The sequence below is a fragment of the Pseudomonas fluorescens genome, assembly GCF_005938625.1.
GTDB classification, from domain to species: domain Bacteria; phylum Pseudomonadota; class Gammaproteobacteria; order Pseudomonadales; family Pseudomonadaceae; genus Aquipseudomonas; species Aquipseudomonas fluorescens_BD.
The window spans coordinates 78122-98069 of the sequence record NZ_VCNJ01000022.1; the positions used below are offsets into that span (position 1 = coordinate 78122).

The following is a 19948-nucleotide window of genomic DNA, read 5'->3' on the forward strand; positions in this document are numbered from 1 at the left end:
ATCTGTGCGCGACGCAGTTGCACGGGGCTTGGCAGTCGCTGTGAATTTTTTACGACAGCTCTGGTGAGAAACGCCTGAAAGTCGCTGCAACACGTCCGTTGTATCTGGCGTCGATACAATTACCCGCCTAGGATACGCGACAGGTTTTCAGGGAGCTTTTGAATGAACAAGACATTGGTTGTAAGTGCACTGAGCGCAGCGCTGTTGCTGGCCGGTTGTCAGTCGGTCAACACCACCAGCGGCGGAGCCGTGGGTGTAGAGCGCAAGCAGTACATGTTCAGCATGCTGTCCTCGCAAGAGGTCGACCAGATGTATGCCCAGTCGTATCAGAAGACTGTCGGTGAAGCCTCCAGCAAGGGTGTGCTGGACAAGACCAGTCCCGAGGCCAAGCGGGTCCAGGCGATTGCCAACCGCCTGATCGCCCAGGCGCCGAACTTCCGTCCGGATGCGGCGCAATGGCAGTGGGAGGTCAATCTGATCAAGAGCGACGAGCTCAACGCCAACTGCGGGCCGGGCGGCAAGATCATTTTCTACACCGGGCTGATCGACAGCCTGAAACTCACCGACGATGAAATCGCTGCGGTCATGGGCCATGAAATTGCCCACGCCCTGCGCGAGCACGGTCGTGAAGCGATGTCCAAGGCTTACGGGATTGAAATGGCCAAGCAGGGCGCGGGTGCGTTGCTCGGTCTGGGGCAGGACAGTCTGGCGCTGGCCGACACCGTGGCCAACTACGGCATGACCCTGCCGAACAGCCGCGCCAACGAAAACGAAGCAGACCTGATCGGCCTGGAACTGGCCGCACGCGCTGGCTACAACCCGAACGCCGCAATCACTTTGTGGAACAAGATGAGCAAAGCATCGGAAGGTTCGCCGCCGGAGTTCATGAGTACTCACCCGGCCTCGACCAGCCGGATTGCCTCGTTGCAGGCGGCGATTCCGAAGGTTATGCCGCTGTACGAGCAAGCGCCTAAATCCTGACTCGATGATCGTTCCCACGCTTTGCGTGGGAATGCCTCAAGGGACGCTCCGCGTTCCAATGGGACGCAGAGCGTCCCCGGCTGCATTCCCACGCAGAGCGTGGGAACGAGCGGCGTCGGCAGGGTTAAACCCAGCCACTGCTCTGCATGGCTTTGTACACCGCAACGATTGCCAGAATCAGGAACGCCGAAGCTGCGAGGCGACGGATCAGGGTCAGTGGCAATTTGTCGGCGGCAAAGTTACCGGCCAATACCACCGGCACGTTGGCAATCAACATGCCCGCTGTCGTACCGATAATCACCAGCCACAGATCCGGGTATTGCGCCGCGAGCATCACCGTGGCGACCTGAGTCTTGTCGCCCATTTCCGCCAGGAAGAATGCAATCAGTGTGGTCAGGAACGGCCCGAACTTGCGCGCGGTGCTGGTTTCATCGTCGTCCATTTTGTCCGGCACCAGTGTCCACAGCGCCGTGGCCGTAAAGCTCGCGGCGAGAATCCAGTGCAGCGTCGCATTCGAGAAGAAACTGCCGAACCAGGCGCCTACCGCACCGGCTGCTGCGTGGTTGGCCAGGGTCGCGGCGACAATACCGGCAATGATCGGCCAGGGTTTGCGGAAGCGAGCGGCGAGAATCAGCGCGAGCAGTTGCGTCTTGTCGCCGATTTCGGCCAAGGCAACGATTGCGGTGGGAACGAGTAACGAGTCCAGCATCAGGATTTCCTAAGGGGCGGGTCGACACGGCTATGACACGTACAGCCTTCCCGCCCCGGGTAAGGTGTGCGTGTCATAGGTCTTGTCAAACCCTGCGATCCGTCTGCTGCGGACGCTTGGGTCGCATACGCCATGATCTGAGGATCAAGTATGTTGACGTATGCCGGACGAGCTTGGCGCTCGTGGGAGACTACTCCCCTAGGACGGAGCGGATTCTGCCTAGGCAAATCCGATTGAGCAAGCCTCTTTTTTAAAAGAAGTTTCAGCCGCGCTTGGCCCGGTAAATCCGGAAACCATTACCTTCAGCCTTGATCGCACACACGCCAAGATGCTCTTCGATCAGTGGTTGATACTTGAGGAAGCTGTTCGCCACCAAGCGCAGTTCGCCGCCGTTTTTCAGATGTTTGGCTGCTTTTCGCAGCAAATTTTCGGTAGCGAAGTAATCGGTGTGCACGCCGACATGAAACGGCGGGTTGCTCAGAATCGCGTTCAAACCCATCGGCGCAGCGTCGATCCCGTCCCCGGTCAACACTTCGGCTTCCAGGCCGTTGGCAGCCAGCGTCAGACGGCTGCTGGCGGCGGCGAACGCATCGACATCGAGCAGCGTGACCTGATTGTGCGGGTAGCGACGTTTGACCGCAGCGCCCAACACGCCAGCGCCGCAACCGAAGTCGAGCAAGTGGCCGCTCGGCAGTTTGTCCAGATGCTCCAGCAGCAGGGCGCTGCCGCGATCCAGTCGACCGTGGCTGAACACGCCCGGCAGGCTGATGACTTTCAGCGGGCCTTCGGCCAAAGGCAGTTCATAGGTCTGCGCCAGGCTTTCCAGCGACTTGGCTTCTGGGGCGTTGGCCACGGTGACTTGCCAGAGCTGGCAGTGACGCGCGCTGTCGAGTTTGCGCGGCTTGCCGAACGGGTTGAGCTGCTTGGACGCGCCCTCGATGCCACTGCGTTTTTCCCCGACCAGAAACACTTCGCGCCCGGCCAGACGTGAGGCCACAGCGTTGAGGATGTAATCGGTCAGGTCCTTGGACTTGGGCAGGAACACCACTGCGCTGTCGAACTCGCGCTCGGGAACGTTCACGCCGAATTGGCTGCGGCCTTCGAAACGGGCGTCCAGCGCGGCTTGATCGCCGGCATGCCAGCACCAGCCGAATGCGTTGGGCAGGCGCCCGAGCAAATCGTCGGCGGGCAAACCGGCCAGCAACAACGAACCTTGAAACAACTCGGGCTGACGAAGCAGTACTTCACTGCGCGGATCCATAACTGCTCCTCAAAAAAAAGTGCCGCAGTTTATCAACTGACGACCCGCAGCGCCTTACCGCTGAAGAACGCCTGAGCGTTTTCGGTCAATTGGCCGACGATGCGCTGGCGTGCCTCGCGGCTGCCCCAAGCGTTGTGCGGGGTAACGATCAGGCGTGGGATGTCCGCCGCGAGCAACGGATTGCCCTGGGTCGGCGGCTCGACGCTCAACACATCGGTAGCCGCGCCGCCGAGGTGGCCATTGCGCAAAGCATCGGCCAGCGCCTGTTCATCGATCAGGCCGCCACGCGCGGTGTTGACCACGAACGCACCTGGCTTCATCGAGGCCAGCTCGCGGGCACCGATGAAATGGCGAGTGTGTTCGTTGAGCGGGCAGTGCAGAGTGAGGGCGTCGATTTGCGGCAGCAGTTGATCCAGCGGCAAACGATCCGGGCGAGCAGGGCGCCCGGGAATCTGCCCGAGCAACACGCGCATGCCAAAGGCTTCGGCTAATCGAGCAACAGCGCCACCGAGTTCGCCATGACCGAGTAAACCGAGGGTTTTGCCCTCCAGTTCTACAATCGGGTAGTCGAGCAGGCAGAACTGCTTGGCTTGCTGCCAGCGACCTTCGCCAACAGCTTTCTGATAATCGGCCAGACGCGTGGCGAGGTTGAGCAGCAGCATGATCGTGTGCTGCGCCACCGACGGCGTGCCGTAACCCTGGCAGTTGCACACGGTGATGCCCTGAGCACGGGCGGCGGCGAGGTCGACGTTGTTGGTGCCGGTGGCGGTGATCAGGATCAGTTTCAGATCGGGGTTGGCAGCCATGGCGGCAGCATCGATCAGGATCTTGTTGCTGATCGCCACGGTGGCACCTTGCAGGCGCTCGGCAACGTGCTCGGGCAAGGTCTGGGCGAACAGTTGCAAATCGCTGAAACATTCGCGCAATGGATTGAGGTCGAGGTCGCCGAGATCCAGCGAAGGGTGATCAAGGAATACCGCGCGGCGCGTGTTCGTCATCAACTGTACCTTTTGTGCTGTGAGCGTTGGGCGTAATCTGCCGAGCCTACCAGATGAAACAATTGGTTACTCAGTGCCAGAGGTACTCACAAGTCCTGTGGGAGCGAGCTTGCTCGCGAAAAGGGCGGATCAAGCGAATTGTGGTTGTCTGACACACCGCCTTCGCGAGCAAGCTCGCTCCCACAGGGAAAGCATCTGCGCCATGAGTCCGATTTGACCGATCAACTCCAGAGGAGCCCCCATGTACTGGACCGAGTTCTTGACCGTTGCACTGATCCACTTGCTGGCCGTCGCCAGCCCTGGCCCGGACTTCGCCGTGGTGGTGCGCGAAAGCGTGACCCACGGTCGCCGCGCGGGCACCTGGACGGCACTGGGTGTCGGCACGGCGATTTTCCTCCACGTCGGTTATTCGCTGCTCGGTATCGGCTTGATCGTGTCGCAGTCGATCGTGCTGTTCAACGCTCTCAAATGGGCGGCGGCGGCCTACTTGCTGTACATCGGCTTCAAGGCGCTGCGCGCACAACCGGCGAAAACCGTGACCGATGATCTGCATAAAGAGGCCGGCGTACGCACGGCCCGCGGCGCTTTCACGTCGGGCTTCGTCACCAATGGTCTGAATCCGAAAGCCACGCTGTTCTTCCTGTCGCTGTTCACCGTGGTGATCAACCCGCACACGCCGCTGGCGGTGCAGGCTGGTTACGGGATTTACCTGGCTGTCGCGACGGCCATCTGGTTTTGTCTGGTGGCGATGCTGTTCAGCCAACAACGGGTGCGTGCCGGTTTCGCCCGCATGGGCCACTGGTTTGATCGCACGATGGGCGCGGTGCTGATCGCTCTCGGCGTGAAAATCGCGTTTACCGAAATGCACTGATCGCAGAAACGCGATTCAAAACTGTGGGAGCGAGCTTGCTCGCGAAGGCGTCGGATCAGTCGATATCACAGGTGACTGGGAGATTGCTTTCGCGAGCAAGCTCGCTCCCACAGGGGGGATATTCCTATACGAGTTCGCTGAGCTTGCTCAGGGTGTTGAGGTAATCACGCGGATTTTCCCCCAGCAAACGGCGAAACATCGCGCTGAACGCCCGCGCGCTGCCGTAACCCAGATCCCGCGCCACACGTTGCACGCTGTCCCCGGCGAGCAGGCGTGGCAGGGCTTCCATCAGGCGCAGTTGCTGGCGCCAGGCGTTGAAGCTCATCTGCAATTGTTGCTGAAACAGCCGCGCCAACGTACGCGAACTGGCGCCGACCTGCTGCGCCCAGTCTTCCAGGGTATTGGCATGATCCGGGGTGTGCAGCAGTGCCAGACAGATGTTTTGCAGGCGCCGGTCAGTCGGCATCGGAATGTGCAGCGGCAGGTTTTCCAGACTGGCGAGTTCTTCCAGCATCAACTGCTGAATCAGCGGGTTGTCGGCGTGCGGCGGCCCTTGCACGGCACGCAGAATCAGCTCGCGCAGCAATGGTGTCACCGCCAATACGCAGCACTGTTGCAGGCTGGCGGGTGACAGTTCTGGCGCGATGAACAGCGAGCGCATCTGCACGTCACCGCTCATGAAAATCTCGTGCGCCACCTCGGGTGGAATCCACACCGCACGACTCGGCGGAATCACCCACGCGCCGGATGCAGTGACCACGCGCATGATCCCGCTGACGGCATACAGCAACTGCGCTTCGCGATGCAGATGCAACGGCTGGTGCGCGCCATCCAGGTAATCCCGGGGGTAGGCGCTTACCGGGCCGTGTTCGAAGTGGCTGATCAACATGTCTGATTCGATGACTTGCTTGGCAGGAATGCGCTTTACGGCCAACTTAGCATGGCGGTACACAACAAGGTAAAGCGTGCCGTCATGAATCAATCCCGTAATGTCATTCGCTACATCAACGCCGCGCATGTGATCGATCACATGTTCATGCTGATTTTTCCCGCCGCCGTGCTCGGCATGACCCAGGCTTTCGGTCTCGATTACGCCACGCTGATCGGCCTGTCGCTGGGTGGTTTCATTGCTTTTGGCGCCTGTTCGCTACCCGCCGGTTGGCTCGGCGATCACTGGAGTCGGCGGCAGATGATGCTGGTGTTTTTCTTCGGTATTGGCGCTTCGTCGATTTTTACCGGCCTGAGTAACAGTCCGACGATGCTGGTGATCGGCCTGACCCTGATCGGTATTTTCGCGGCGATTTATCACCCGGTCGGCACTGCGATGCTGGTTGCTTACGCGCAGAACCGTGGCCGCGAGATCGGCATCAACGGCATGTGGGGCAATCTGGGCGTGGCGTTTTCGGCGCTGATCACAGGCTTGCTGGTGGCGCAATTCGGCTGGCGCTCGGCGTTTCTGATACCGGGCGCAGTGGCGATTGTGTTGGGCATCGGTTTCGCCTTTCAGGTGCGAGAAGAACCGATTCCGAAGCGTGCGCACACACCACTCAAAGGTGCCACCGGTCAGCGTATTTCGATGGTCATGGTGTTCGGCGTGCTGGCGCTGGCCACGGCCACTGGCGGCGTGGTGTTCAACGCCACCACCATGACCTATCCAAAGCTGTTTCAGGAGCGTTTGCATGAGCTGTTCGCTTCGCCGCAAACCCTCGGTGTGGTGGTCAGTCTGGCGTATGCCTTTGGTGCGGTTGCGCAATTGAGCATTGGTCGTGTGTTGCATCGGCTCAGCCTGAAATGGCCGTTCATTGTCCTGACGCTGTGCCAGGCGCCGCTGTTGGTCGCGCTGGCTTATGCCGACGGCTGGGCGGTAATCGCCCTCGGTGCGGCGTTCATGTTCGTGGTGTTCGGTCAGGTCACCGTCAACGATGCGATGGTCGCCAACTTCGTCGCCCCGCAATGGCAATCACGGGTCTTCGCCCTGCGTTATTGTTTATCGTTCGGTGCCAGTGCGACGGCGATTCCGCTGATTTCCTATGTCGAACCGCGCCACGGTTTCGTAGGTCTGTACTTGATTCTTGCGGGGTTCGGCGCTTTGACGTTCCTCGCGGCGGTGGTTTTCCCACGCACGCCTTCTGAAGAGGCTGTGGGACAAACCGCCTGACCGATGATGAAAACCGGCAAATGCTGGCGCAAAGCTAGCATTTGTACGGCTTTGCAAATCATTCCTTTGGCTGATTTGGCTGGCGTATAAGGGTTCTAGAGTACCAATCTCAACGCCAACACCGTGCAGTCAGAAAAGGGATTCTTATGTTGCAGACTCGCGTCATTCCCCCGGCCGATGGGGCCTACCAGTATCCATTGCTGATCAAACGGCTGCTGATGTCCGGCGCCCGTTACGAGAAAACCCGCGAGATCGTTTATCGTGACCTGATTCGCTATAGCTACCCGACCCTGATCGAGCGCGTGGCGCGGTTGGCCAACGTGCTGACGGCGGCCGGTGTGAAGGCCGGTGACACCGTGGCGGTGATGGACTGGGACAGTCACCGTTACCTGGAATGCATGTTCGCGATACCGATGATCGGCGCGGTGATCCACACCATCAACGTGCGCCTGTCGCCGGAGCAGATCCTCTACACCATGAACCATGCCGAGGACCGCTTTGTGCTGGTCAACAGCGAGTTTGTTGGCCTGTATCAAGCGATCGCACCGCACCTGACCACGGTCGAGAACACCCTGCTGCTGACTGATCTGCCGGAGAAAAATGCCGATTTGCCGAATCTGGTCGGCGAGTACGAGCAACTGCTCGCCGCCGCCAGTACGCAGTACGATTTCCAGGACTTCGACGAAAACTCGGTCGCCACCACGTTCTACACCACCGGTACCACCGGCAATCCGAAAGGCGTGTATTTCACCCATCGGCAACTGGTGCTGCACACCATGGGCGTGTCGACGATCATGGGCTCCATCGACAGCGTGCGCCTGCTTGGCACCAACGATGTGTACATGCCGATCACGCCGATGTTCCACGTTCACGCCTGGGGTCTGCCGTATGTGGCGACCATGCTCGGGCTCAAGCAGGTTTACCCGGGGCGCTATGATCCGGAGTTTCTGGTGGAGCTGTGGCGTAAAGAGAAGGTCACCTTCTCCCACTGCGTGCCAACCATTCTGCAAATGCTGCTTAACGCGAAAGGTGCGCAGGGCACTGATTTCGGTGGCTGGAAGATCGTCATCGGCGGCAGTGCGCTCAATCGCACTCTGTACGAAACCGCCAAGACCCGTGGTATTCAGCTCACTGCGGCCTACGGCATGTCGGAAACCGGGCCATTGGTTTCCTGCGCGCACCTCAACGACGAACTGATGGCCGGCACTGAAGACGAACGCACCACCTACCGGATCAAGGCCGGTGTGCCGGGGCCGCTGGTGGAAGCGGCGATCGTTGACGGCGACGGCAACTTCCTTCCGGCCGACGGCGAAACCCAGGGCGAGCTGGTGCTGCGCGCACCGTGGCTCACCGAAGGGTATTTCAACGAACCGCAGAAGGGCGCCGAGTTGTGGGCCGGCGGCTGGCTGCACACCGGCGACGTCGCCACGCTCGACAGCATGGGCGTGATCGACATCCGCGATCGCATCAAGGACGTGATCAAGACCGGCGGCGAATGGATCTCCTCGCTAGACCTCGAAGACCTGATCAGCCGGCACGTCGCGGTACGCGAAGTAGCAGTCGTGGGCATCGCCGATCCGCAGTGGGGCGAGCGCCCGTTTGCCTTGCTGGTGATCCGCGAAGGGCATGTGATCGGGGCGCGCGAGCTCAAGGAACACCTCAAGCCGTTCGTGGAATTGGGGCACCTGAGCAAGTGGGCGATTCCGAGTCAGATCGCCCTTGTTACCGAAATTCCCAAGACCAGTGTCGGCAAGCTCGACAAGAAGCGCATCCGCCTCGACATCACCGAATGGCAGGCCAACAACAGCACCTTCCTCTCGACACTTTAAGTGTCTGCTGGCGCGCCGAAAACGGCGCGCCAGACCCACCAAGCAAGCGCTTGGCTTGTGAAATCGAAAAATTAGGCCATCCTTGCCGTGCCGACATCTGTCGGACTGGCGAAAGGACTGTTCCAGAGTGGCCGGCAGCTGCAAATCACACTTTAGAGGGATCAAGCAGTACCACCTGCTGGCTATAGTCCGCTCAAGGATTTTTAAGAACGGGGCACACGCACAAAACGGGGCGATGCATTTTTGGAGTGACTTCGGGCTGTCTCTGGCACCCGGTCCTTCAGGCGTTTTTAAAAGTACTCACTGCCATAACAATAATGCACATGGAGTAGCGTCGATGACCTCAGTAAACCAGTTCTGGCGCCGGGCGAAACTGCCTCTGGCGGTCAGTCTTGCCTCTTCGCTCGCCGGGCCCGCATTCGGCGTCAGTTTCAACGTCGGTGAAATCGAGGGCCAGTTCGACTCGTCCCTGTCGATCGGTGCCAGTTGGTCTACTCAGAGCCCGAACAAGAACCTCATCGGCGTCAACAACGGCGGCCATGGCCTGTCGCAGACATCCGATGACGGTCACGCCAACTTCAAGAGCGGTGAAACCTTTTCGAAGATCTTCAAGGGCATTCATGACCTTGAACTGAAATACGGCGACACCGGCGTGTTCGTCCGTGGCAAGTACTGGTACGACTTCGAACTCAAGGATGAAAGCCGCGAGTTCAAGGACATCAGCGATTCGGGTCGCAAAGAGGGCGCCAAATCGTCCGGCGGCCAGATCCTCGACGCCTTCGTCTACCACAATTACTCGATTGCCGATCAGCCGGGTTCCGTGCGTCTGGGCAAGCAGGTGGTGAGCTGGGGTGAAAGTACCTTCATCGGCGGCGGCATCAACTCGATCAACCCGATCGACGTCTCCGCGTTCCGTCGTCCGGGCGCCGAGATCAAGGAAGGCCTGATCCCGGTCAACATGTTCTACGTGTCCCAGAGCCTGACCGAAAACCTCTCGGCCGAAGCGTTCTATCAACTGGAATGGGACCAGACCGTCGTCGATAACTGTGGCACGTTCTTCTCGCAGCCGGACATCGTTGCCGACGGTTGCAACGACAACCTGCGCGTGCTGAACAAGCGTTCGCAAATCCCGGCCATCGCCCTGGGGCCATTGGCGGCCAACGGTGTCAACGTCAACGAAGAAGGCGTTCTGGTGCGCCGCGGTCCGGACCGCGATGCCCGTGACAGCGGCCAGTGGGGCGCGTCCTTCAAGTACATGTACGAGCCGCTCGACACCGAGTTCGGCGCCTACTTCATGAACTATCACAGCCGTGCGCCGATCTTCAGCGCCACCGGTGCGCCGCAATCGGTCTACAACACTGCGCGCGCGCTGCCGGGGCCGTTTGCCGCACTTGCACCACTGCTGGTCGCGGGTAACTCGAATTACTTCATTGAATACCCTGAAGACATTCGCCTCTACGGTCTGAGTTTCTCCACCACCCTGCCTACTGGTACGGCGTGGAGCGGTGAGATCAGCTACCGTCCGAACGCGCCGGTACAACTGAACTCCACCGACATCCTGTTTGCCGGTGTGCGTCCGATCGGCGGCGCCCTGACCAATGCTTCGATACTCAATGGTGTGCCGGGTCAGGATCTGCACGGTTACGAGCGCAAGGAAATCACCCAGATCCAGACGACGTTCACGCACTTCTTCGATCAGGTCATGGGCGCCAGCCGTCTGACCCTCGTCGGTGAAGTCGGCGCGACCTACGTCGGCGGGCTGGAAAGCCGATCCGACATGCGTTATGGCCGCGATCCGGTGTATGGCCCGGGTGAGTTGCCGGCCACTGGCGGTGTCAATACCTGCGCCAACATCCTCAACGCCAGCACCATCAATGGTGCCGGCCCGGGCTCGCCGCAGAACAACCGCAGCCGCAATTGCGACAACGATGGCTTCACCACATCGATGTCGTGGGGCTACCGCGGTCGCGCCATCTGGGAATACAACGACGTCTTCGCCGGTGTGAACCTCAAGCCCAACGTGGCCTGGTCCCACGACGTCAGCGGTTACTCGCCAGGCCCTGGCGGCAACTTCGAGGAAGGTCGCAAGGCGGTCAGTCTGGGTGTCGATGCCGAATACCAGAACACCTACACCGCGAGCCTGGCCTACACCAACTTCTTCGACGGCAAGTACACCACTGTGGATGACCGCGACTTCGTTGCGCTCAGCTTCGGCGTGAACTTCTAAGCACTGCATTTCAGGACGAACGAATTTATGAAAATAACAAAGAGTCTGTTCCACGCCGGTGTTCTGGGCCTGTCGCTGCTGGCGACAGGTGTCATGGCGGCGGTTCCCGCTGCCGAAGCGGACAAGCTGGGTAAAAGCCTGACCCCGATGGGCGCCGAAATGGCCGGCAACGCCGACAACTCGATCCCGGCGTGGAAGCCGCTGGCAAAAAACGCCGGCACGGTCGACGCGCGTGGTTTCCTGTCCAACCCTTACGCCAGTGAACAACCGCTGTTCACCATCACCGCCAAGGATGTCGACAAGTACAAGGACAAGCTGGCGCCGGGCCAATACGCGATGTTCAAGCGCTACCCGGACACCTTCAAAATGCCGGTCTATCCGTCCCACCGTGGCGCGACCGTACCGGATGACGTGTTCGCCGCCATCAAGAAAAACGCCACCAACACCAATCTGGTGTCCGGCGGCAACGGTCTGGAAAACTTTGAAACCGCGGTACCGTTCCCGATTCCGAAGAGCGGCGTGGAAGTCATCTGGAACCATATCACCCGCTATCGCGGTGGTAGCGTGACTCGTCTGGTGACCCAGGCCACGCCGCAACCGAACGGCTCGTACAGCCTTGTGTACTTCCAGGATCAGTTCGTGTTCCGCGACAAGATGAAGGACTACGACCCGAAAAACCCGGGCAACATCCTGTTCTACTTCAAGCAGAAAGTGACCGCGCCGGCGCGTCTGGCCGGTGGTGTGTTGCTGGTGCATGAGACTCTCGACCAGGTGAAAGAACCACGTTCGGCGTGGGTCTACAACGCCGGTCAGCGTCGTGTGCGTCGGGCGCCACAAGTGTCCTATGACGGCCCGGGTACTGCGGCGGACGGTCTGCGTACCTCGGACAACCTCGACATGTACAACGGTGCCCCGGATCGCTACGACTGGAAGCTCGAAGGCAAGAAAGAGATGTACATCGCCTCCGACAGCTACAAGCTCGACGATCCGAAACTGAAGTACGCCGACATCATCAAGGCCGGTCACATCAACCAGGATCTGGCGCGTTACGAGCTGCGCCGCGTCTGGCATGTGGTTGCGACACTGAAGGAAGGTCAGCGTCACATCTACGCCAAGCGTGACTTCTACATCGACGAAGACACCTGGCAAGCGGCGGTGATCGACCACTACGACGGTCGTGGTCAACTGTGGCGCGTCGCCGAAGCACACGCCGAGAACTACTACGACAAGCAAGTGCCGTGGTATGCCCTGGAAACCCTCTACGACCTGCAATCCGGCCGCTATCTGGCACTGGGCATGAAGAACGAAGAGAAACAGGCGTATGACTTCGGTTTCACCGCCACCACCAGCGATTTCACCCCGGCCGCACTGCGTCAGGATGGTGTTCGCTAACCCGCTGTAACCCGAGGCCGCATCCTCGTGAAAACGCCCCGACTGGTTCGGGGCTTTTTTTTGCTTTTTCTGGCGCAATGTTGAACCGCTTTTGTAGGAGTTGCCGCAGGCTGCGATCTTTTGATTTTGACTTTTCAACAACAAAAGCCAGATCAAAAGATCGCAGCCTTCGGCAGCTCCTACAGGGGTGGGTCCAAAGGTGGGTGTAGCCTTTTTGTAGCCATTTGTAGCAGTAACCTTCATAACCGGTTCGTTTAAGGCTAGTCTGCGGACATCTGCAACGCCGCCAACAGCAATTCGAACAAGAGCCGGCCATGACTGATCTGTCCCCACTTCCGGGTCCCGCAAGCGTTGCCGTCGCGGCACTGGACGGGCGTTTTTTTCGCCCGCCGTTGCCCGACGGCTACGTCTTGCGACCACGTCTTTGCGAGCGCCTGCAGGCCGGGCTCGGTGGGCGGCTGTTGCTGGTCAGCGCCCCCGCCGGGTTCGGCAAAAGTTCGCTGGCGGTGGAGTTCTGTCAGAGTCTGCCGGCGCATTGGCAAAGCCTCTGGCTGGGCCTGAGTCCTCGCGACAGCGACCCCGGACGCTTTCTTGAACGTTTGCTTGAAGGCTTGCAGGACTACTTTCCGCAACTGGGTAGTCGCGCACTGGGACTGCTGAAAATGCGCCAGCGCCATCAGCCGTTTGCCTTCGAAGAATGGCTCGACGGCTTGCTTGATGAACTGACCCTGCACCTCGACCCCGGCGCACCGCTGCTACTGGTGCTCGACGATTACCATCTTGCGCAAGGCCCGGTGCTCGATCGCTGCCTGCAATTTTTCCTCAACCATCTGCCCGATGGCTTGCTGGTCATGGTCACCAGCCGCCAGCGTCCGGACTGGCATCTGGCACGCTTGCGTCTGTCCCGGCAGTTACTGGAACTGCATGAGGCGGATCTGCGCCTGACCCACGACGAAGCCCTGACCTTGCTCGATCGGCATAGCAGTTCGTTGCGCGGTGAGGCACTGGAAAACCTGATCCAGCGCAGTGAAGGCTGGGTCGCCGGTTTGCGTTTCTGGCTGCTGGCGGTGTCCGAAGCGGGCAGTGATGCGGCGCTGCCACAAGCGCTGAACGGCGGGGAAGGGCTGATCCGCGATTATCTGCTCGAAGAAGTCATCGATTGCCTGCCCGCCGAAGTACAGGCCTTTCTCTACGACACCGCACCGCAAGAGCGTTTTTGCAGCGAACTGTGCGATGCCGTGCGTGAAGCTCATGACAGCGCCGAGATCCTGCGTTTTCTGCTGGCGCATCAGGTCTTTCTGGTGCCGCTGGACGAGCACGGTCACTGGTATCGCTATCACCATCTGTTCTCGGATCTGTTGCGCAGCCGGCCGATTGCCCAAGCGATGGTGCCGACGGCCACGCTGCACCTGCGTGCCTGTCGCTGGTTCAACGCGCAAGGGCTGCTGGATGAGGCGGTCGAGCAGGCGTTGCGCGCCGGCCACCTCGATGTCGCCGCGAACCTGGTGCAGAACCTCTCCGAGGAGCAACTGCTGGCCGAGCAAAACGTCGGGATGCTGCTGCGCTGGAAGATGGACTTGCCCGACAGCCTGTTGATCAGCACGCCACGCTTGATCGTGTTGTACAGCTGGGCGCTGGGGCTGGCCTGTCAGCTCGATGCCGCCGAAGAGTTGTCCAGCCACCTGAGCCGCTTTCTGCCGGCGCCTTCCGCTACCGCGCAAAAGTCGATGCTCGCGCAATGGCTGGCGCTGAGCGGGATCATTGCCCGGGGGCGCGGCCATCGTGAGCTGACGTTGTGCTATTGCACCGAGGCGCTGGAAAGTCTGCCGGCCAAACGTTATGGCCAGCGGCTGATGTGCTTATCCACCCTGTCCAATCTGGCCATTGCCGATGGCGATCTGTGGCGTGCTCGCGGTCTTAACCGCGAATCCCTGGAGCTGGCGCAGCGTGTCGGCAATCCGTTGTTCGAAGCACTGGCGCACTACGATCGTGCGCGGGTGTTGCAGGCTCGCGGCGAAATCCTGCGCTCCCTCGACGAAGTTCATCAGGGCCTGGAGCGCTTGCGCGGCTTGTCGCCACAACGCCTGTACGCAGTGCGCGCACGGCTGACGTTGTATGAGGGTTTCCTGTTGGCCATGCGCTTGCAGCCTCAGGCGGCACGCGTGCGTTTGATGGCCGGGATCGGCGAGGCACGCGCCTGTCGCGATATCAGCGTGTTGATCGGCCACTGCGTAATCGCCCGCCTGGACGGCGCCACTGGCGAGTTCGCCAAGGCCTTTGCCGAACTCGCTGAAGCCGAACGCCTGATGCACATCTGGGACGTGCCGCCGATCTACTACCTGGCGATGATCACCCTGGTCAAATGTGAACTGTGGCTGGCGCAGGGCCGCACCGATCTGGCCGAGGCGTGGCTCGCACGACTGGGCCAGACTTACACCGGCGAGCGCGCCGCTGCGCCACCGGAGTTTCATCCACAGCTGCCGCTGCATGTGGAGTTGCAACAAGCGCTGCTGGACATGATTCAGGGGCAACCGATGCTCGCCGAAGGGCGGTTGAACGTGCTGCATGAGAACGGCCAGCAAACCGGGCGACAGTTGCTCAGTGTAATGGCGTTGACGCAGAAGGTGGCATTGCTGCTGGTGGGGGGGCGTGAGCCGGAGGCCAGAAAAGCACTGAATCAGGCGCTGGAGGCGGCGACAGGCGGCGTGGCGCAGCCTTTCGATCTGCTAGTGAAGGAGCATGGCGACTGGTTGCGCGCGCAATTGTTAGTGAGCGCGTCGACAGCCGTCAGTCAGCAATTGCTCGAACACCTGCCTGTTCCCGCTGCGCGTCCCGTCGCTGAGGTTTCGGTGGCCGAACAGCTCAGCAGTCGAGAACTGGCCGTTCTGCGCCTGATCGCTCAAGGCTGCTCGAATCAGGAGATCAGCGAGCAATTGTTCATTTCCCTGCACACCGTGAAAACCCACGCCAGCCATATCAACAGCAAGTTGGGGGTTGAGCGGCGCACGCAGGCGGTGGCGCGGGCCAAAGAGCTGGGGTTAATGATTTAGCGACGGTAAAATCCCGATTGTCCGGTTCCGACCGTTGTTGACTATTTTTCCAGGATTACCCCCCATGACCGTTCCAGGCTCAGCGCTGATCCGTGAAACCTTCCCCGTCGGCCCGCTCCAGTGCAATTGCACGATCATCGGCGATCCGGTCACCAAGAAAGCCATCGTCGTCGACCCGGGTGGCAACCCTGATCTGATCATGGCGCGTCTCGATGCGCATGGCCTGAAAGTGGTCAGCATCATCCATACCCACGCGCATCTCGATCACTTCTTGGCCTCAGGTCAGATGAAAGAGAAAACCGGCGCGACCCTGCATTTGCACAAGGAAGACCAGTTCCTTTGGGACAACCTCGAAATGCAGTGCCAGATGTTCGGTGTGCCATACACCCCGGTGCCATCGCCAGATCGCTGGTTGAGTGACGATGAAGAACTGGCCTGTGGTTGCGGCGTTGCCCTGCATACGCCGGGACATACACCCGGTTCCATGAGCTTTTGGTTTTCCGAGGCTAAGCTGTTGATTGCCGGTGACACGTTGTTTCGTCGCGGCGTAGGGCGCACGGATTTGTGGGGCGGTGATCAGGCGACCATCGTGCGTTCGATCAAGCAGCGCCTATACACCTTGGACGAGGACGCGACCGTAGTGACCGGACATGGGCCGGACACGCGTCTGGGCGATGAGATGCGCGAAAACCCGTTTGTGCGGGCCTAAATATTTTGTCACGAGTGTGCGGCGGAATTTTTGTGCATTGTCATGATCCAACGCCCGCAGAGGTCCATTGCCAAACGGCCGCTGCACCACAGAATGCACAAAAGTAGGAGCTCTTCATGTTCACCAAGCGTCGTTTGATTATTGTCGCTACTGCTGTGGCCTTGCTGTCCGGCTGTGCCTCGCCTAACCCGTATGACAATCAGGGCCAGGCCGACGGTGGCTCGCAGGGCATGAGCAAAACCGCCAAGTACGGTGGCCTCGGTGCGCTGGCCGGTGCACTGGCCGGTGCCGCCATCGACCACAACAATCGTGGCAAGGGCGCCTTGATCGGTGCGGCCGTGGTCGGTGCTTCGGCGGCCGGTTACGGCTACTACGCTGACAAGCAGGAAGCCAAGCTGCGCGCCAGCATGGCCAACACCGGTGTTGAAGTGCAGCGTCAGGGCGATCAGATCAAGCTGATCATGCCGGGCAACATTACCTTCGCTACCGATTCGGCGAACATCGCCTCCAGCTTCTACCAACCGCTGAATAATCTCGCGGGTTCGTTGAAAGAGTTCAGCCAGAACCAGATCGAAATCGTTGGCTACACCGACAGCACCGGTAGCCGTCAGCACAACATGGACCTGTCCCAGCGTCGTGCGCAGAGCGTGGCGACCTACCTGACTTCGCAGGGTGTCAGCGGTGCCAACCTCTCGGCCCGTGGTGCCGGTCCGGATAACCCGATTGCCAGCAACGGCGACGTGAATGGCCGGGCGCAAAACCGTCGGGTCGAGGTCAACCTGAAGGCGATCCCGGGCCAGCAGTATGGTGGCCAGCAGCAACAGCAGCCGGGTACGGTTCAGCAGTATCCGTAAGCGCTTGCCTGAATGAAGAAATGCCCGATCCGCTGATCGGGCATTTTTTGTTGGGCAGTGCCGGCCTCTTCGCGAGCAAGCTCGCTACCACAGGTATTGATGGTGTACACAAAACCTGTGTTCCACACATAACCTTGTGGGAGCGAGCTTGCTCGCGAAGGGGCCGCTACAAACACCGAAGATTACAGACACAAAAAAGCCCCCGGACACATCACTGTCCGGGGGCTTTTTGTTTGTCAGCGCAGGCTGATTACTTCTTCAGACCATAGTGCTCATCGAGCATGCCCGGCGAGTTCGGGGTCTTCGGCGCGTAATCACGTGGTGGCTCCTGATCGCGCGGTGGCGTCAGGCGTTCGCGTGGCGCGGCTGCCGCGTCGGCGTGCAGGGCGGCCATCAGGCGCTGGCGGGTTTGCTCGTCCAGGGCCAGACGGTTGGCGCCCTCGGCGAGGTGATCCTGCACTTCCTGATAGCTCTGGGTCAGTTTCTTGACCAGCATCGCGGTGCTGTTGAAGTGGGTGACCACCTCGTTTTGATAACTGTCGAAACGCTCCTGGATATCATCCAGTTGACGCTGCGTACGGCTCGGCGCGGCGTTCGGCGCAACGCGCGCGATCAGGAATCCAATGGCGACACCCACAACCAGGGCAAGAGTCGGTAACAACCAAACTAAGAGCGAGTGTTCCACGAGTCCTTCCTCTATAAACGGCTTTGCTTTACGTTAACGGCTCGAACCTGCGCTGTATACCGCGATTCACTCGCAATAGATTGGCACAGACAATTTGCTAGACGAGTCGACCCGATTCGAGGTCACGGAGTTCCTTCCTTGCTGATGCGTGAAACCCCTGTAGTGATTGACGGCCCGGTGGGTCAACTTGAGTCTCTGTACCTGGATAACGAGCTGCCAATCGGCATCGCGCTGATCTGCCATCCGAACCCGGTGCAGGGCGGCACCATGCTCAACAAGGTCGTCTCGACCCTGCAGCGCACCGCGCGCGACGCGGGCCTGATCACCTTGCGCTTCAACTATCGCGGCGTTGGTGCCAGCGAAGGTTCCCACGACATGGGCACCGGCGAGGTCGACGATGCTCAGGCCGCCGCTAAGTGGCTGCGCGAGAAACACCCGGATCTGCCGCTGACCCTGTTCGGTTTTTCCTTCGGCGGATTTGTTGCAGCAAGTCTCGGCGGTCGTCTTGAAGCCCAAGGCGTGCAGCTCAAGCACCTGTTCATGGTCGCGCCGGCGGTGATGCGTCTGGGCGAACAGGACCAACTGCCGCAGCACGGTGAACTCACAGTGATCCAGCCAGAAACCGACGAAGTCATCGATCCACAGCTGGTTTACGACTGGTCGGAACAACTCCAGCGCCCCCATGAGCTGCTGAAAGTGGCAGAATGCGGACACTTTTTTCATGGCAAGCTGACCGATCTCAAGGATCTGATCCTGCCGCGTCTCTCGAATTGATTGCAGTCTGACAAGCGATTACCCATGACGAACCGTACCCGTATCCTCACCGGCATCACCACCACCGGCACGCCGCACCTGGGCAACTACGCCGGCGCCATCCGCCCGGCGATCCTCGCCAGCCGCGACAGCAATGCCGATTCGTTCTACTTCCTGGCCGACTACCACGCCCTGATCAAATGCGATGACCCGCTGCGTATCCAGCGCTCGCGTCTGGAAATCGCCGCGACCTGGCTGGCCGGTGGCCTCGATGTCGACCGCGTAACCTTCTACCGCCAGTCCGACATCCCGGAAATCCCCGAGCTGACCTGGCTGCTGACCTGCGTTGCCGCCAAGGGCCTGCTCAACCGTGCGCACGCCTACAAGGCCTCGGTGGACAAGAACGTCGAAACCGGTGAAGACCCGGACGCCGGCATCACCATGGGCCTCTACAGCTACCCGGTGCTGATGGCGGCGGACATCCTGATGTTCAACGCGCACAAAGTGCCGGTCGGTCGTGACCAGATCCAGCACGTGGAAATGGCCCGCGACATTGGCCAGCGTTTCAACCACCTGTTCGGTCAGGGCAAAGAATTCTTCACCATGCCCGAAGCGCTGATTGAAGAAAGCGTGGCGACGTTGCCGGGCCTCGACGGTCGCAAGATGTCGAAGAGCTACGACAACACCATCCCGTTGTTCTCCAGCGCCAAAGAGATGAAGGACGCGATCTCACGGATCGTCACCGACTCCAAAGCGCCAGGCGAAGCCAAGGATCCGGACAACTCGCACCTGTTCACGCTGTTCCAGGCTTTCGCCACACCAGCGCAGGCTGATGAATTCCGTAGCGAATTGTTGGGCGGCCTGGGTTGGGGTGAGGCGAAGAACCGTCTGTTCCAGCTGCTCGACAACGATCTCGGCGAAGCGCGCGACAAGTATCACCAGTTGATCGAGCGCCCGGCGGATCTGGAAGACATTCTGCAGATCGGTGCCAAGAAGGCCCGCGCCGTGGCAACGCCGTTCCTCAACGAACTGCGCGAAGCCGTTGGCCTGCGCTCCTTCGTCAATCAGGTTCAGGTTGCCGCGACGACCAAGAAGAAAGCCGCGAAAGCCGCGCGTTTCGTCAGCTTCCGCGAAGACGACGGCAGCTTCCGTTTCCGTTTGCTGGCGGCTGATGGCGAGCAACTGCTGCTGTCGCGCAACTTCGCCGACGGTAAAACCGCCGGGCAGGTGACCAAGCAACTGCAATCCGGCCAGCCGCTGGATGTGCGCAGCGAAGACCTGAGCTTCAGCGTCTGGCTGGAAGGCGAGTGCGTTGGCGACAGCCCGGCGTTCGCCGACGCTGCTGCGCGGGACGCGGCCATCGAGGCTCTGCGCGTTGCGCTGACCCCGGTTCAGGACTAATCGGCGGCACGGTCCGACCAAGGGCCGATTGCCATTCCTACGGGCCGTCGCTACAGTGACGGCCCGTTTT

16 protein-coding genes and 1 riboswitch are annotated in these 19948 nt (G+C 60.3%); of the genes, 11 read left to right on the forward strand and 5 right to left on the reverse strand.

Annotation, left to right across the window (positions count from 1 at the left end):
* Positions 1-162 precede the first annotated feature (162 nt).
* Positions 163-981, forward strand: a complete 819-nt coding sequence (locus FGA82_RS14265) for a M48 family metallopeptidase (RefSeq protein ID WP_007912815.1) — start codon at positions 163-165, stop codon at positions 979-981.
* 124 nt (positions 982-1105) lie between these two features.
* Here FGA82_RS14265 and FGA82_RS14270 read toward each other — a convergent pair whose 3' ends face one another.
* The 3 genes from FGA82_RS14270 to FGA82_RS14280 all read right to left on the reverse strand — a co-directional run bounded on the left by FGA82_RS14270 (position 1106) and on the right by FGA82_RS14280 (position 3949).
* A complete protein-coding gene (locus FGA82_RS14270; RefSeq protein ID WP_141127559.1) occupies positions 1106-1690 on the reverse strand; it encodes a TMEM165/GDT1 family protein in 585 nt (194 codons plus the stop codon).
* A gap of 87 nt (positions 1691-1777) precedes the next feature.
* Positions 1778-1902: riboswitch (yybP-ykoY riboswitch) on the reverse strand.
* Between the two features lie 50 nt (positions 1903-1952).
* Positions 1953-2951 (reverse strand): class I SAM-dependent methyltransferase, encoded by a 999-nt coding sequence (locus FGA82_RS14275; RefSeq protein WP_141127560.1) that lies wholly within the window; start codon positions 2949-2951, stop codon positions 1953-1955.
* 32 nt (positions 2952-2983) lie between these two features.
* Entirely contained in the window at positions 2984-3949 is a 966-nt protein-coding gene (locus tag FGA82_RS14280) for a 2-hydroxyacid dehydrogenase (RefSeq protein WP_141127561.1), read from the reverse strand.
* 241 nt (positions 3950-4190) lie between these two features.
* Here FGA82_RS14280 and FGA82_RS14285 point away from each other — a divergent pair, with 241 nt between their 5' ends.
* Positions 4191-4820, forward strand: a complete 630-nt coding sequence (locus FGA82_RS14285) for a LysE family translocator (protein WP_007912807.1) — start codon at positions 4191-4193, stop codon at positions 4818-4820.
* A gap of 124 nt (positions 4821-4944) precedes the next feature.
* Here FGA82_RS14285 and FGA82_RS14290 read toward each other — a convergent pair whose 3' ends face one another.
* Positions 4945-5709 (reverse strand): AraC family transcriptional regulator, encoded by a 765-nt coding sequence (locus FGA82_RS14290; RefSeq protein WP_141127562.1) that lies wholly within the window; start codon positions 5707-5709, stop codon positions 4945-4947.
* An 84-nt stretch (positions 5710-5793) separates the two neighbouring features.
* On the opposite strand from FGA82_RS14290, the gene FGA82_RS14295 reads away from it, so the two are divergent.
* The 7 genes from FGA82_RS14295 (at position 5794) to FGA82_RS14325 (ending at position 17039) form a co-directional block, all read left to right on the forward strand.
* Entirely contained in the window at positions 5794-6978 is a 1185-nt protein-coding gene (locus FGA82_RS14295) for an MFS transporter (RefSeq protein WP_141127563.1), read from the forward strand.
* 146 nt (positions 6979-7124) lie between these two features.
* A complete protein-coding gene (locus FGA82_RS14300; protein ID WP_141127564.1) occupies positions 7125-8807 on the forward strand; it encodes a fatty acid--CoA ligase in 1683 nt (560 codons plus the stop codon).
* Positions 8808-9144: 337 nt separating this feature from the next.
* Positions 9145-11034, forward strand: a complete 1890-nt coding sequence (locus tag FGA82_RS14305) for a DUF1302 domain-containing protein (protein ID WP_141127565.1) — start codon at positions 9145-9147, stop codon at positions 11032-11034.
* Positions 11035-11061: 27 nt separating this feature from the next.
* Positions 11062-12426: a DUF1329 domain-containing protein gene (locus tag FGA82_RS14310; RefSeq protein ID WP_141127566.1), complete on the forward strand. Its 1365-nt coding sequence runs from the start codon at positions 11062-11064 to the stop codon at positions 12424-12426.
* Positions 12427-12740: 314 nt separating this feature from the next.
* The gene (locus FGA82_RS14315; RefSeq protein WP_141127567.1) at positions 12741-15476 is read left to right on the forward strand and encodes a LuxR C-terminal-related transcriptional regulator; all 2736 of its coding nucleotides are present in this window, start codon (positions 12741-12743) and stop codon (positions 15474-15476) included.
* Between the two features lie 64 nt (positions 15477-15540).
* Positions 15541-16185: an MBL fold metallo-hydrolase gene (locus tag FGA82_RS14320; protein WP_123595758.1), complete on the forward strand. Its 645-nt coding sequence runs from the start codon at positions 15541-15543 to the stop codon at positions 16183-16185.
* A 116-nt stretch (positions 16186-16301) separates the two neighbouring features.
* On the forward strand, positions 16302-17039 hold the full coding sequence (locus tag FGA82_RS14325; RefSeq protein ID WP_141127568.1) for an OmpA family protein: 738 nt from the start codon (positions 16302-16304) through the stop codon (positions 17037-17039).
* A gap of 250 nt (positions 17040-17289) precedes the next feature.
* Here the strand turns inward: FGA82_RS14325 and FGA82_RS14330 are convergent, their stop codons facing one another.
* Positions 17290-17724: a YhcB family protein gene (locus tag FGA82_RS14330; RefSeq protein WP_141127569.1), complete on the reverse strand. Its 435-nt coding sequence runs from the start codon at positions 17722-17724 to the stop codon at positions 17290-17292.
* Between the two features lie 144 nt (positions 17725-17868).
* On the opposite strand from FGA82_RS14330, the gene FGA82_RS14335 reads away from it, so the two are divergent.
* Both FGA82_RS14335 and FGA82_RS14340 read left to right on the forward strand, forming a co-directional pair.
* A complete protein-coding gene (locus FGA82_RS14335) occupies positions 17869-18498 on the forward strand; it encodes an alpha/beta hydrolase (protein WP_141127570.1) in 630 nt (209 codons plus the stop codon).
* Positions 18499-18522: 24 nt separating this feature from the next.
* The gene (locus FGA82_RS14340) at positions 18523-19878 is read left to right on the forward strand and encodes a tryptophan--tRNA ligase (RefSeq protein WP_034156484.1); all 1356 of its coding nucleotides are present in this window, start codon (positions 18523-18525) and stop codon (positions 19876-19878) included.
* Positions 19879-19948 lie beyond the last annotated feature (70 nt).

What these genes read in the sequence shown, in the direction of transcription:
- FGA82_RS14265 (WP_007912815.1), top strand. Translation starts at nt 163, where the DNA reads ATGAACAAGACATTGGTTGTAAGTGCACTGAGCGCAGCGCTGTTGCTG.
- FGA82_RS14270 (WP_141127559.1), bottom strand. Translation starts at nt 1,690, where the DNA reads ATGCTGGACTCGTTACTCGTTCCCACCGCAATCGTTGCCTTGGCCGAA.
- FGA82_RS14275 (WP_141127560.1), bottom strand. Translation starts at nt 2,951, where the DNA reads ATGGATCCGCGCAGTGAAGTACTGCTTCGTCAGCCCGAGTTGTTTCAA.
- FGA82_RS14280 (WP_141127561.1), bottom strand. Translation starts at nt 3,949, where the DNA reads ATGACGAACACGCGCCGCGCGGTATTCCTTGATCACCCTTCGCTGGAT.
- FGA82_RS14285 (WP_007912807.1), top strand. Translation starts at nt 4,191, where the DNA reads ATGTACTGGACCGAGTTCTTGACCGTTGCACTGATCCACTTGCTGGCC.
- FGA82_RS14290 (WP_141127562.1), bottom strand. Translation starts at nt 5,709, where the DNA reads ATGTTGATCAGCCACTTCGAACACGGCCCGGTAAGCGCCTACCCCCGG.
- FGA82_RS14295 (WP_141127563.1), top strand. Translation starts at nt 5,794, where the DNA reads ATGAATCAATCCCGTAATGTCATTCGCTACATCAACGCCGCGCATGTG.
- FGA82_RS14300 (WP_141127564.1), top strand. Translation starts at nt 7,125, where the DNA reads ATGTTGCAGACTCGCGTCATTCCCCCGGCCGATGGGGCCTACCAGTAT.
- FGA82_RS14305 (WP_141127565.1), top strand. Translation starts at nt 9,145, where the DNA reads ATGACCTCAGTAAACCAGTTCTGGCGCCGGGCGAAACTGCCTCTGGCG.
- FGA82_RS14310 (WP_141127566.1), top strand. Translation starts at nt 11,062, where the DNA reads ATGAAAATAACAAAGAGTCTGTTCCACGCCGGTGTTCTGGGCCTGTCG.
- FGA82_RS14315 (WP_141127567.1), top strand. Translation starts at nt 12,741, where the DNA reads ATGACTGATCTGTCCCCACTTCCGGGTCCCGCAAGCGTTGCCGTCGCG.
- FGA82_RS14320 (WP_123595758.1), top strand. Translation starts at nt 15,541, where the DNA reads ATGACCGTTCCAGGCTCAGCGCTGATCCGTGAAACCTTCCCCGTCGGC.
- FGA82_RS14325 (WP_141127568.1), top strand. Translation starts at nt 16,302, where the DNA reads ATGTTCACCAAGCGTCGTTTGATTATTGTCGCTACTGCTGTGGCCTTG.
- FGA82_RS14335 (WP_141127570.1), top strand. Translation starts at nt 17,869, where the DNA reads ATGCGTGAAACCCCTGTAGTGATTGACGGCCCGGTGGGTCAACTTGAG.
- FGA82_RS14340 (WP_034156484.1), top strand. Translation starts at nt 18,523, where the DNA reads ATGACGAACCGTACCCGTATCCTCACCGGCATCACCACCACCGGCACG.